A 13,294-nucleotide genomic window follows, 5' to 3' on the forward strand; every position below is an offset into this window, starting at 1 on the left:
ACAAATATCATAAGAATCATTAATAATAATGAAGATTTAAATTTACCTCTTAGGGGAGGAAGGTTGATGTCAGATTACCTTGTCATCGTGGAATCGCCAGCGAAGGCGAAGACGATTGAGCGATATCTAGGCAAAAAATATAAAGTAAAAGCTTCGATGGGACATGTTCGAGATTTGCCAAAAAGCCAAATGGGCGTTGATATAAATAACGGCTATGAGCCAAAATACATTACGATTCGCGGAAAAGGCCAGATTATTAAAGAATTAAAAACAGCGGCAAAAAAAGCGAAAAAAGTGTTTCTCGCCGCCGACCCGGACCGCGAAGGGGAAGCGATCGCCTGGCATTTAGCGAACATGCTTGATCTTGACATACATTCCGACTGTCGCGTTGTCTTTCATGAAATTACAAAGGATGCCATTAAAGAGTCGTTTCAGCATCCGCGCGCGATCAATATGAATCTTGTCGACGCACAGCAGGCGCGTCGCGTTTTAGATCGCCTTGTTGGGTATAACATCAGCCCGCTGCTTTGGAAAAAAGTCAAGAAAGGATTAAGCGCAGGACGTGTTCAGTCTGTTGCCTTGCGCCTTATTATCGACCGCGAAAAAGAAATTAAACAGTTTCAGCCAGAAGAATATTGGACGATTCAAGCGGAATTTTTGAAAGGAAACGAAACATTTATCGCTTCTTTTTACGGTGTCGATGGGGAAAAGAGCGATTTGAAAAAAGAAGCGGATGTTGCTTCTGTTTTAGAGCGGCTGAACGGCAACCATTTTGTTGTGACAACGGTGACAAAGAAAGAGAGGAAGCGAAACCCTGTTCCGCCGTTTACTACATCTTCCTTGCAGCAAGAAGCGGCGCGCAAATTGAATTTTCGCACGAAGAAAACGATGATGATCGCCCAGCAGCTGTATGAGGGAATCGACCTTGGCAGCGAAGGAACGGTCGGGTTGATTACATACATGCGTACGGACTCGACAAGAATTTCCGAAAGCGCTCAACAGGAAGCAATAGCTTATATTGAATCAGCATTTGGCAAAGAATTTGTCACACAAGAAAAACGAAAAGAAAAGAAAAGCGCGAATGCGCAGGACGCCCATGAAGCGATCCGCCCGACATCTGCGTTTCGCGATCCGGAAAAGGTAAAACCGTATTTAACGCGTGACCAGTTTCGACTGTACAAGCTGATTTGGGAACGTTTTATCGCCAGTCAAATGGCAGCTGCTGTATTGGATACGATGAGCGTCGAGCTCGAAAACGCCGGGGTTGTCTTTCGCGCCAGCGGTTCCAAAGTCAAATTTCCGGGATTTATGAAAGTATATGTAGAAGGAACGGACGATCAGACAGAGGAACAAGACCGGCTTCTTCCCGATTTGCAGGAAGGGGAGACTGTAGTCAGCAACACGATTGAGCCGAAGCAGCATTTTACTCAGCCGCCGCCGCGCTATACGGAAGCAAGGCTTGTCAAGACGCTAGAAGAGCTTGGCATCGGCCGGCCGTCTACGTACGCGCCGACGCTCGATACGATTCAAAAGCGAAACTACGTCGTTCTGGAAAATAAGCGCTTTGTTCCGACTGAACTCGGAGAAATCGTGCACGAGCTTATGTTAGAGTTTTTCCCGGAAATTATTGATGTTGAGTTTACGGCAAAGATGGAGAAAAATTTGGATGAAATTGAAGAAGGCAAAGTAGAATGGATCAAAGTCGTCGACGAATTTTACCGCGAATTTGAAAAACGGCTGCAAATCGCGGAAAAGGAAATGAAAGAAGTCGAAATTAAAGATGAGCCGGCGGGAATCGACTGCGAAGTGTGCGGAAGCCCAATGGTATATAAAATGGGCCGTTTCGGCAAGTTTGTCGCCTGCTCGAATTTTCCGGAATGCCGCAATACAAAGCCGATCGTCAAGGAAATTGGCGTCAAATGTCCGAAATGCCATGAAGGCAATATTGTCGAGCGCAGCAGCAAGAAAAAGCGGATTTTTTACGGCTGCGACCGCTTTCCGCAATGCGACTTCGTTTCATGGGATAAGCCGCTCGCCCGTCCGTGTCCGAAGTGTGGCGGACTATTGGTGGAAAAGAAACTGAAAAAAGGCGTGCAAGTGCAATGCACGGCATGCGACTACGGAGAAGAACCGCAATCGTAAGCGAATAAGGAGGAATATGATCGTGAGCGAAAAAACAGTAAATGTGGTAGGTGCAGGGCTGGCCGGCAGCGAGGCGGCATGGCAGCTTGCCAACCGGGGCGTCCATGTCCGTCTTTATGAAATGCGGCCGGTGAAACAAACGCCTGCCCATCATACCGATAAATTTGCCGAATTAGTTTGCAGCAACTCGTTGCGCGCGAATTCGTTGACGAACGCGGTCGGCGTATTGAAGGAAGAAATGCGCCGACTGAACTCCGTCATTATCCAAGCGGCGGATGCCTGCGCTGTTCCGGCGGGAAGCGCTTTGGCCGTTGACCGGCACGAGTTTGCCGAGCGCGTCACGAATCTTGTGCAAGGCCATCCAAACGTAACGGTCATTCGCGAAGAAGTGACCGACATTCCAAATGGTCCGACGATTATCGCCACCGGACCGTTAACGTCGCAAGCTTTGTCGGAGCGACTTAAAGAGCTAACGGGCGAAGAGTATTTGTACTTTTACGATGCCGCTGCTCCGATTATTGAAAAAGATAGCATTAATATGGAAAAAGTGTATGTGAAATCACGCTATGATAAAGGGGAAGCCGCCTACATCAACTGCCCGATGACAGAGGAAGAGTTCAACCGCTTTTACGAAGCGCTTATTTCGGCGGAAACAGTGCCGTTAAAAGAATTTGAAAAAGAAATTTATTTTGAAGGATGCATGCCGATTGAAGTGATGGCGCAGCGCGGAAAACAGACGCTTCTCTTTGGTCCGATGAAACCGGTCGGCTTAGAAGACCCGCGGACAGGAAAGCGGCCATACGCGGTCGTTCAGCTGCGTCAGGACAATGCGGCGGGCACATTGTATAATATCGTCGGCTTCCAAACTCACTTGAAATGGGGGCCGCAAAAAGAAGTAATCCGCCTGATTCCAGGGCTCGAAAACGCGGAAATCGTCCGCTATGGCGTCATGCACCGCAATACGTTTATCAACTCCCCAAAATTATTGCGGCCGACGTATCAGTATAAGGAACGCGACGATTTATTTTTCGCCGGGCAAATGACCGGAGTCGAAGGGTATGTCGAATCGGCGGCATCCGGACTTGTCGCCGGCATCAATGCGGCGCGGCTCGTATTGGGGCAAGAGCTTGTCGTCTTTCCACCGGAAACGGCTATCGGCAGCATGGCCCATTATATTACGTCGGCAGATCCAAAGCATTTTCAGCCGATGAATGCCAATTTCGGTTTATTTGCCCCGCTTGGGGAAAAGATCAAAGATAAGCAACGGCGCAATGAACGTTACGCACAACGCGCATTGGACACAATTCAGAATTTTGTAAAAAATGATTGCAAGGGCTACTAATATATGTTACTATTTAGTAGCCCTTGTGAGGTGTGAAAAATGGAAAATTCGAAAATTGCGTTACAATTGTTCATAGAATATTTACAAATCGAAAAAAATTATTCACAATATACTATTGTGTGTTACCGCCAAGATATCGAACAGTTTTTCGAATTTATGCATGAGCAGGGGATCGAGCATTTACATGAAGTAACATATAGCGATGTTCGTCTTTATTTAACGAAACTCTATAACCAAAAGCAGTCAAGCCGCTCCATTTCGCGGAAAATTTCCAGCCTGCGCAGTTTTTATAAGTTTTTGCTACGGGAGCGGAAAGTGAAGGAAAATCCGTTCGCGCTTGCAGCGCTGCCGAAAAAAGAACAAAAAATTCCTAATTTTTTATATCCGCAGGAATTAGAATGCCTTTTTCGTGTCAATGATATAAATACGGCGATCGGACAGCGCAACCAAGCGCTGCTCGAACTTCTTTACGCAACCGGCGTTCGCATTAGTGAATGTTGTCACATTCAGCTTTCCGACATCGATTTTTCTGTGTCAACGATTTTAATCCATGGCAAAGGAAGTAAACAACGCTATGTTCCGTTCGGCCGTTTTGCGAAAGAGGCGTTAGAACGCTACATCCGCCAGGGGCGGCGAGAGCTTCTTGAAAACGCGAAAACCGATCATGCGTATTTGTTTGTCAACGCCCGCGGCAATCCGTTGACACCTCGGGGGGCACGTTATATTTTGGATGAGATCGTCAAAAAGGCGGCGCTTACGCAACATATTAGCCCGCACGTATTAAGGCATACGTTTGCGACCCATTTATTAAATGAAGGAGCGGATATGCGTACCGTTCAAGAATTGCTCGGACATGCGCACCTTTCATCGACGCAAGTGTATACCCATGTCACGAAAGACAGACTTCGCCACATTTATTTACATACGCATCCGCGGGCATAACTTTGCCGCCGGCAAGGAGGGAAAGGGAATGGAACAGTTTCACGCGACGACGATTTTTGCGATCCGCCATAACGGAAAAGCGGCGATGGCAGGGGACGGTCAAGTCACATTTGGAAACGCGGTGGTCATGAAACATACGGCCAAAAAAGTGCGGCGGTTATTTCAAGGAAAAGTGTTGGCCGGATTTGCCGGATCTGTAGCCGACGCCTTTACATTGTTTGAAATGTTTGAAGGAAAGCTGGAAGAGTTTAATGGCAACTTGCCGCGCGCTGCCGTGGAGCTGGCGAAAGAGTGGCGCAGTGACAAAGTGTTGCGCCGTCTCGAAGCGATGTTAATTGTCATGGATGAACGCCATTTACTGCTCATATCGGGAACAGGCGAAGTCATCGAGCCGGATGACGGCATTTTAGCGATCGGCTCCGGCGGAAACTATGCACTGGCGGCAGGGCGTGCGTTGAAGCAATACGCCGGAGATCAATTGTCGGCGAAAGAGATTGCCAAAGCGGCGCTAGAAATAGCGGCCAATATTTGTGTGTATACGAACGATCACATTATTGTGGAGGAATTGTAAAACGGGAGGAGGGGCAGCGATGTCGGAAGCACTTACACCTCGGCAAATTGTCGAGAAGCTCGATCAATTCATCGTCGGGCAAAAAGAAGCGAAAAAAGCGGTGGCGATTGCGTTAAGAAACCGATACCGCCGCAGTTTGCTTGACGAAAAATTGCGCGACGAGGTAGTCCCGAAAAATATTTTGATGATCGGTCCGACAGGGGTCGGCAAAACGGAAATTGCGAGACGGCTGGCAAAGCTGGTCGGGGCGCCGTTTGTGAAAGTGGAAGCAACGAAGTTTACCGAAGTCGGATATGTCGGCCGCGACGTCGAATCGATGGTGCGCGACCTTGTCGAAACGTCCGTGCGGCTCGTGAAGGAGCGGAAATTGAACGAAGTGAAAGACCGCGCCGAACAGCAGGCCAATAAGCGGCTTGTCGAGCTGTTAGTGCCAGGAAAACAAAAGCAAACGCTCAAAAACCCTCTTGAATTATTATTTGGCGGTGGGCAATCGTACCAGCAAGAGACGAATCACGGGCATGAAGATGAGCATATTGAACAAAAACGGAAACAAGTCGCCTGGCAGCTTGCCAACGGTCAGCTAGAGGATGAAATGGTGACGATCGAAGTGGAGGAGCAGCAGCCGATGCTGTTTGATTTCCTGCAGGGAGCCGGCGTCGAGCAAATGGGGATGAACATGCAGGATGCGCTCAGCAGCCTCATTCCGAAGCGCCGCAAGAAAAGAAGACTAAAAGTGAGCGAGGCGCGCAAAGTGCTGACGAATGAGGAAGCGCAAAAGCTCATTGATATGGACGAAGTCACGCAAGAGGCAGTTCGCCTCGCCGAACAATCCGGCATCATTTTTATCGACGAAATCGATAAAATTGCGCGCAGCGGGCCGTCGACGTCTTCCGCCGATGTGTCAAGGGAAGGGGTTCAGCGCGATATTTTACCGATTGTCGAAGGTTCGACGGTCATGACCAAATACGGTCCGGTAAAGACCGATCATATTTTGTTTATTGCTGCCGGGGCGTTTCATATGGCGAAACCGTCCGATTTAATCCCTGAACTGCAAGGGCGTTTCCCGATTCGCGTCGAATTAACGAAACTTTCGGTGGATGATTTCGTAAGGATATTGGTAGAGCCTCATAACGCGCTCATTAAACAATATAAGGCGCTTTTGGCAACAGAAGGTATAAATCTTGAATTTTCTGACGATGCTATTCGTAAGATTGCTGAAGTGGCCTTTGAAGTGAATCAGGCGACCGATAATATCGGGGCAAGACGCTTGCACACGATCATGGAAAAACTGCTCGAAGATTTATTGTTTGAAGCCCCGGATATTACGCTCGACAAAGTGGTGATAACACCGCAGTACGTTGAGCAAAAGTTAGGCAATATTGTCAAAAACAAAGATTTAAGTGAATTTATTTTGTAACAATAAAAAGGAGGAGAATTAATCAATGAATTTATTAGAGAAGACAAGAAAGATTAACGCAATGCTGCAAAGAGCAGCAGGACGACCAGTAAACTTTAAAGAAATGGCGGAAACGCTCTGCGAAGTTATCGAAGCAAACGTATTCGTCGTCAGCCGCCGCGGCAAGCTGCTTGGCTTTGCCATTAAACAATCGATTGAAAATGAACGAATGAAAAGAATGCTCGAAGAGCGTCAATTCCCGGAAGAATATACGAAAAACTTATTTAACATTACGGAAACATCCCCTAATATCGATATTAATAGCGAATATACCGCATTTCCAGTAGAAAATCGTGACTTATTTAAAACGGGCTTGACGACGATCGTGCCAATCAACGGCGGCGGCGAACGTCTTGGAACGCTCATTTTATCGCGGTTAGATCGCGAATTTAACGATGACGACCTTATTTTGGCGGAGTACGGCGCAACGGTAGTCGGAATGGAAATTTTGCGCGAGAAAGCGGAAGAAATTGAAGAAGAAGCACGCAGCAAAGCGGTTGTGCAAATGGCGATCAGCTCCTTGTCTTACAGCGAGTTAGAAGCGATTGAACATATTTTTGAAGAATTAGAAGGTACGGAAGGGCTGCTTGTCGCAAGCAAAATTGCCGACCGCGTCGGCATTACCCGCTCGGTCATCGTCAATGCCCTCCGCAAACTAGAAAGCGCCGGCGTTATTGAATCGCGTTCGCTTGGTATGAAAGGAACCTATATTAAAGTCTTAAATGATAAATTTTTGACGGAATTAGAAAAATTGAAATCGAGCTAATAATAAAATGGACCTAAAGGCATGTGCTGCCTTTAGGTCCATTTTATTGCTAATATAATGAACGAGCAAAAAACAAAATTCGCCAACTTCTCTATTATTATGATAAAAAATAGTACAATATTCCGGCTATACAATATTTTTGCATTCTCGTAAAATGAATATTAGCATATCTTGTCGAAAAAATAGGATAAAAGAGGGGATACCTTTGTCACTGTTTTCACATACAATCAGGATGTTAGAACAGGGGCTTGATTATGCGGCATTGCGGGAAAAAGTGATTGCCAACAATATCGCCAATGCAGACACGCCAAATTATAAAGCGAAAGACGTTCAGTTTAAGGCGGAACTAGATCGCGCGATGAATTCGCTCGAGGCAAAACGGACAAATCCAAAACATTTGCCATTTTCCCATTCGGTGAATGAGAAATTTGTCGTAGCGACAAGAGGCAATCTGGTTTACAATCATAATGGAAACAATGTCGACATTGATCAAGAAATGTCAGATTTAGCAGAAAATCAAATTTATTACAATGCGTTAATCGAACGGCTGAATGGAAAATTGACAACGTTAAAAACCGTCATTAAGGGAGGAAAATAATCCATGTCTATTTTCCAAAGTTTAAATATTACCGCCTCGGCGCTGACGGCCCAGCGGCTGCGCATGGATGTGATTTCTTCCAATATGGCTAACATAGATACGACGCGGGCGCGTTTCGTCAATGGAGAGTGGGAGCCGTATCGCCGCAAACTAGTGGTAATGGAACCGCGTCAGGAAGGTTTTTCTACATATTTACAAGCAGCAATGAATCGCTCGGATTCGGTAGGAAGTGGAGTAAAAGTAACAAAAATTATAGAGGACTCGACTCCTTTTAAACTTGTTTACGACCCTTCCCATCCTGATGCAGGACGCGACGGCTATGTCCGTCTGCCTAATGTCGATCCGCTGAAAGAAATGGTTGATCTCATCGGTGCAACAAGGTCCTATGAAGCGAATGTCACCGTTTTTAATGCATCGAAAGGAATGTTAATGAAAGCGTTAGAGATTGGCAAATAATCATAAAGGGGATAGACAAGATGATACAAGGAATCGAACGCGCGTTGTTTTCGCAAGCAGCGAATGCTGCTAAGCAGACAAAGCCGATAGAGGCGCAAAAACAGTTTTCTGCCTTTTTAAAAGAAGCGCTCAATAAAGTCAATGAGGAGCAAGTGCAGGCAGACCGGCTGACCGAAAAGTTAGTGAAAGGCGAAAACGTCGATTTACACCAAGTGATGATCGCTTCGCAAAAAGCGAGCATTTCCTTGCAGCTTACGTTAGAAATCCGCAATAAAGTGGTTGAAGCATATCAAGAAATGATGCGGATGCAAATATAGTGCATCGATTGTGACATAACCGGGGGAATAATATGAGCAATAAATTAAAGGAATGGATCAATCGTTTTACTTTATTTTGGAAAGAAAGAACAAAAAAACAAAAATGGATGGCTATTTCCGGCCTTATTCTTTTCATTACGGCCGTCAGCGCGGTCGTCTTTTTCACGACGAGAACCGAGTTTGTGCCGCTATACAGCAATTTAACGCCGCAGGAGGCAGGGCAGATTAAGGCCACGCTTGATCAACGAGGCATTAAATCGGAAATAGCTGATAACGGCACGACGATCAAAGTGCCAAAAGAACTGGTCGATTCGCTAAAAGTAGAATTAGCGGCAGAAGGAATACCAAACAGCGGCGTCATTGATTATTCTTTTTTTGGGAAAAATGCCAGCTTTGGCATGACCGATAACGAATTTAACATGGTCAAGCTGAAAGCGATGCAAAATGAGCTTGCTAATTTAATGAAAAGCATTGACGGTGTGGAAGATGCGAAAGTAATGATTAATCTTCCGCAACCGAGCTTGTTTGTTTCCGATGATAAAGAGGAAGCATCCGCTTCGATCGTATTGAAAACAAAACCGGGATACCAGTTTAGCGATCAGCAAATTAAAGCATTGTATCATCTTGTTGCGAAAAGCGTTCCTAATCTTCCTACAGATAATATCGTTATTATGAATCAATTTTTTGAGTATTTTGATTTAAAAAATGATGAAAAGTTTTCGACAGGTACAACATTTGCCGCCCAGCAAGAAATAAAAAAACAAATTGAACGCGATATCCAGCGGCAAGTCCAGCAAATGTTAGGAACGATGATGGGGCAGGATAAGGTCGTCGTATCGGTAACGGCAGATGTCGACTTTACTCAAGAAAAGCGGGAAGAAGATCTTGTCGCCCCTGTCGATGAAAAAAACAATGAAGGCATTGCCGTAAGCGTGCAGCGTATTAAAGAAACGTATTCCGGCAATGGCGCCCGTCCTGGTGGAACCGCCGGTACAGGCGAAAACGAGGTGCCGAGCTATCAGGCCGGTACAGGTGAGACAAACGGCGATTATGAGCGGACGGAAGAGACGATTAACAACGAAGTGAATAAAATTAAAAAACATATTGTCGAAAGCCCCTATAAAATTCGCGATCTAGGCATTCAAGTGATGGTAGAGCCTCCTGACCCGAAAAATCCGAACTCGCTGCCGCCGCAGACGATCAGCGACATTCAAAAAATATTAGGAACGATCGTGAGAACGTCGATTGATAAAGAAGATGGACAGACATTAACCGATCAAGATATTAATAACCGCGTCGTTGTTTCAGTGCAAAAATTCAACGGAAAAACAATGTTTGCCGAACCAAAACAGACGATCCCTATGTGGGTCTATATTGCTGGTGGCGCAGCGCTTGTTCTGCTTATTGTTCTGGCTGTTTTATTGTGGCGCCAGCGCCGGGAAGACGAGGAAGAGGAAGAAGAAATGTTCGAGCAGCCGGTTGTGCAGCAAATTCCGGACATTCATGAAGAGCATGAGACGGAAGCAACGATGCGCCGCAAACAGTTAGAACGACTCGCCAAAGAAAAGCCGGATGAATTTGCAAAACTGCTAAGAACGTGGTTATCGGAAGAGTAGGAGGAACGGCAAATGGCAAAGCATGACAAAAAAGGGGGGCTGACGGGCAGACAAAAAGCAGCCATTCTGCTCATTTCCCTTGGCCCCGATGTTTCCGCCTCCGTTTATAAACATTTATCGGAAGAAGAAATTGAGAAACTGACGCTGGAAATTTCCAATGTTCGTCAAGTAACGACGGATGCGAAAGAAGAAGTGCTAGAGGAATTTCATCAAATTGCACTGGCACAAAATTATATTGCCCAAGGCGGAATCGCTTATGCGAAGGAAGTGTTAGAAAAGGCGCTCGGTCCGGAGAAAGCGATGAACATCATTAACCGGCTCACATCCGCTTTGATGGTGCGACCGTTCGATTTTGCGCGCAAAGCTGACCCGATGCAAATATTAAACTTTATTCAAAACGAACACCCGCAAACTATTGCGCTTATTCTTTCGTATCTGGAACCTGCGCAGGCCGGACAGATTTTGTCGGCCTTGCCGCAAGAAATGCAGGCTGATGTGGCGCGGCGCATCGCCATAATGGATAGCACCTCGCCAGACATTATTAACGAAGTGGAACAAATTTTAGAACGACGGCTATCGACAACAGTAGTGCAAGACTATACGCAGGCGGGCGGCATCGAAGCAGTCGTTGAAGTATTGAATCAAGTCGACCGCAGCACGGAGCGAACGATTCTCGATGCTCTGGAAATTCAAGATCCGGAACTGGCCGAGGAAATTAAAAAGCGGATGTTTGTCTTCGAAGATATTGTCGCTCTTGATAATCGCGCGATCCAGCGCGTCATTCGCGAAGTGGACAACAATGATTTAATGTTGGCGCTGAAAGTAGCGAGTGACGAAGTAAAAGAAGTTGTGTTCCGCAATATGTCGACGCGCATGGCCGAAACGTTTAAGGAAGAAATGCAGTATATGGGACCTGTCCGTCTGCGAGATGTGGAAGAAGCTCAGTCACGGATTGTCGCTGTAATCCGCCGTCTCGAAGAAGCAGGAGAGATTGTCATTGCCCGCGGGGGAGGGGATGATATCATTGTCTAACGTCATTAAAGCACTGTCACTGAAAAATCGCGTTGGTAAAAAAACGATTGAAATTAAGCACATTTTTCATGAACCGCCGTATGAAACGACAAAACAGCAAGAAGACTACGAAATGGTCATGGAACAAGTGAAACAGGAAGCAGCGCAAATCAGGCAGGAAGCAGAGCAATATTATGAAACGATGTATCAGCAAGTGCTGAAAGAAAAAGAGGAGTGGCGCATCGAAAAGGAGCAGCTTGTTCAATTAGCGCGGGAGGAAGGATACCAAGCCGGATTCGAAAAAGGCCGTCAAGAAGCGCTAGAGCATTATGACGAGCTGATCGCAAAAGCCCGTCATATTACCGAATTGGCGAACGTCCAATTTTACGAACAAATCAACGCATCGGCGGAAACGATTCTTCGCATTGGCATGAAAGTGGCGGAGCGCATTATCGGTGAGGAGTTAGGAAAAGATCAAAATTATTTTTTCTCACTTGTAAAACGGGTGCTTAAAGAAGTCCGCGAGCAAACGGAAGTGACGATTTACGTCCATCCGCTTTCCTATGAAATAGTGGCAAGACAAAAAGAAGAGTTAGAATCGCTATTTCCTCATGAAGTCGATTTATTTATCCATCCAGACGATGAGCTCGAAGAGTATGGCTGTCTTATCGAAACGCCGTTCGGGCGCATCGATGCGAGCGTCGATACGCAGCTTGCGCAAATAAAAGAGAAGCTGTTCGAGCGGATAAAGGAGGGAATGTCCACTGAACTGGCAAGCTGTCCTTGATGAGATTGACAAGCTCGATTCGTATAAACGGTTTGGCAAAGTGTCGCGCGTCATCGGCTTAATGATTGAAGCAAAAGGACCGGAAAGTTCGGTTGGCGACCTCTGTTATATTCACGTCGGCAGCGGCAGACAAAAAATCGCGGCAGAAGTAGTCGGGTTTAAAGAGCAGCATGTATTGCTCATGCCGTTTTCGACCATTCAGCATATTTCGCCGGGATGTATGGTGGAAGCAACAGGGAAGCCGCTGCAGGTGTACGTCGGCTCTTCGTTAATAGGCCAAGTGCTTGGCCCGCTTGGGCTCCCTCTTGACGGCAGCCCATTGCCGCAAGGATTGCGGCCGATTTCCATCGAACGCAATCCACCCAATCCGCTCACAAGGCCGCCGATCGCGGAACCGATTGAAGTAGGAGTGCGTCTCATTGACAGCTTGCTTGCCGTCGGCAAAGGACAGCGCGTTGGCATTTTTGCCGGCTCCGGCGTCGGCAAAAGCACGCTGATGGGGATGATCGCCCGCCATACGAACGCCGATATAAATGTGATCGCGTTAATTGGCGAACGCGGGCGTGAAGTACGTGAATTTCTTGAACGTGACCTTGGTCCGGAAGGATTAGCGCGCTCGATTGTCGTTGTCGCCACCTCTGATCAGCCAGCGCTGATGCGCGTAAAAGGAGCGTATACCGCCACCGCGATCGCCGAATATTTCCGCGACCAAGGAATGGATGTCATGTTTATGATGGATTCGGTGACGCGCGTGGCGATGGCACAGAGGGAAATCGGGCTGGCGATCGGCGAGCCGCCGACAACAAAAGGCTATACGCCGTCCGTGTTTGCGGTTTTGCCCAAACTGTTAGAGCGTACAGGGACAAACTCGTACGGCACGATCACCGCTTTTTATACGGTGCTTGTCGACGGTGACGATATGAATGAACCGATCGCCGATACGGTACGCGGCATTTTGGACGGTCATTTCGTCCTCGAGCGCCACTTAGCCAATAAAGGGCAGTACCCGGCGATTAACGTATTAAAAAGCGTAAGCCGCGTGATGAACCATATTGTTACTCCGGAACACCGGCAAGCGGCAGACAAACTGCGTCAGCTTCTGTCTACTTATACAGATTCGGAGGACTTAATCAATATAGGGGCGTACAAGCGCGGATCTTCAAAAGAAATTGATGAGGCGATTCGGTTTTACCCGAAAATTATGTCGTTTTGCAAACAAGATGTGCATGAAAAAATGACGAGGGATGAAAGTATTGAAATGCTGCTTCATCTCGTGCAAACAGGGTGAAG

13 protein-coding genes are annotated in these 13,294 nt (G+C 46.8%); all 13 read left to right on the forward strand.

Going from position 1 to position 13,294, the window contains the following annotated elements; translation table 11 throughout:
- Nucleotides 1-66 precede the first annotated feature (66 nt).
- Nucleotides 67-2,142, forward strand: a complete 2,076-nt coding sequence (topA, locus tag AC1WMD_RS02995) for a type I DNA topoisomerase (protein ID WP_494255913.1) — start codon at nt 67-69, stop codon at nt 2,140-2,142.
- A 16-nt stretch (nt 2,143-2,158) separates the two neighbouring features.
- Nucleotides 2,159-3,484, forward strand: coding sequence for an FADH(2)-oxidizing methylenetetrahydrofolate--tRNA-(uracil(54)-C(5))-methyltransferase TrmFO (gene trmFO / locus AC1WMD_RS03000; RefSeq protein WP_186003917.1), 1,326 nt, complete (start codon nt 2,159-2,161; stop codon nt 3,482-3,484).
- 39 nt (nt 3,485-3,523) lie between these two features.
- A complete protein-coding gene (gene xerC / locus AC1WMD_RS03005) occupies nt 3,524-4,426 on the forward strand; it encodes a tyrosine recombinase XerC (RefSeq protein WP_043904104.1) in 903 nt (300 codons plus the stop codon).
- A 28-nt stretch (nt 4,427-4,454) separates the two neighbouring features.
- Nucleotides 4,455-4,997, forward strand: coding sequence for an ATP-dependent protease subunit HslV (gene hslV / locus AC1WMD_RS03010; protein ID WP_043904105.1), 543 nt, complete (start codon nt 4,455-4,457; stop codon nt 4,995-4,997).
- 19 nt (nt 4,998-5,016) lie between these two features.
- Nucleotides 5,017-6,414 (forward strand): ATP-dependent protease ATPase subunit HslU, encoded by a 1,398-nt coding sequence (gene hslU / locus AC1WMD_RS03015; protein WP_494255914.1) that lies wholly within the window; start codon nt 5,017-5,019, stop codon nt 6,412-6,414.
- A gap of 25 nt (nt 6,415-6,439) precedes the next feature.
- The gene (codY, locus tag AC1WMD_RS03020) at nt 6,440-7,219 is read left to right on the forward strand and encodes a GTP-sensing pleiotropic transcriptional regulator CodY (RefSeq protein WP_043904107.1); all 780 of its coding nucleotides are present in this window, start codon (nt 6,440-6,442) and stop codon (nt 7,217-7,219) included.
- Between the two features lie 205 nt (nt 7,220-7,424).
- Nucleotides 7,425-7,817, forward strand: coding sequence for a flagellar basal body rod protein FlgB (gene flgB / locus AC1WMD_RS03025; protein WP_043904108.1), 393 nt, complete (start codon nt 7,425-7,427; stop codon nt 7,815-7,817).
- A 3-nt stretch (nt 7,818-7,820) separates the two neighbouring features.
- Complete coding sequence (gene flgC, locus AC1WMD_RS03030; protein ID WP_043904109.1) at nt 7,821-8,273, forward strand: flagellar basal body rod protein FlgC; 453 nt, start codon at nt 7,821-7,823, stop codon at nt 8,271-8,273.
- A gap of 20 nt (nt 8,274-8,293) precedes the next feature.
- Nucleotides 8,294-8,590: a flagellar hook-basal body complex protein FliE gene (fliE, locus tag AC1WMD_RS03035; RefSeq protein WP_494255915.1), complete on the forward strand. Its 297-nt coding sequence runs from the start codon at nt 8,294-8,296 to the stop codon at nt 8,588-8,590.
- A 32-nt stretch (nt 8,591-8,622) separates the two neighbouring features.
- Nucleotides 8,623-10,206 (forward strand): flagellar basal-body MS-ring/collar protein FliF, encoded by a 1,584-nt coding sequence (fliF, locus tag AC1WMD_RS03040; RefSeq protein ID WP_494255916.1) that lies wholly within the window; start codon nt 8,623-8,625, stop codon nt 10,204-10,206.
- 12 nt (nt 10,207-10,218) lie between these two features.
- On the forward strand, nt 10,219-11,238 hold the full coding sequence (fliG, locus tag AC1WMD_RS03045; protein WP_494255917.1) for a flagellar motor switch protein FliG: 1,020 nt from the start codon (nt 10,219-10,221) through the stop codon (nt 11,236-11,238).
- A complete protein-coding gene (gene fliH / locus AC1WMD_RS03050; protein WP_494255918.1) occupies nt 11,222-12,004 on the forward strand; it encodes a flagellar assembly protein FliH in 783 nt (260 codons plus the stop codon). Before fliG ends, fliH begins: the two co-directional genes overlap by 17 nt.
- Nucleotides 11,982-13,292: a flagellar protein export ATPase FliI gene (gene fliI / locus AC1WMD_RS03055; RefSeq protein ID WP_494255970.1), complete on the forward strand. Its 1,311-nt coding sequence runs from the start codon at nt 11,982-11,984 to the stop codon at nt 13,290-13,292. The genes fliH and fliI overlap by 23 nt, the downstream gene beginning before the upstream one ends.
- The last annotated feature ends 2 nt before the right edge of the window (nt 13,293-13,294 follow it).

This window comes from Parageobacillus sp. NEAU-HV-2 (genome assembly GCF_059115485.1).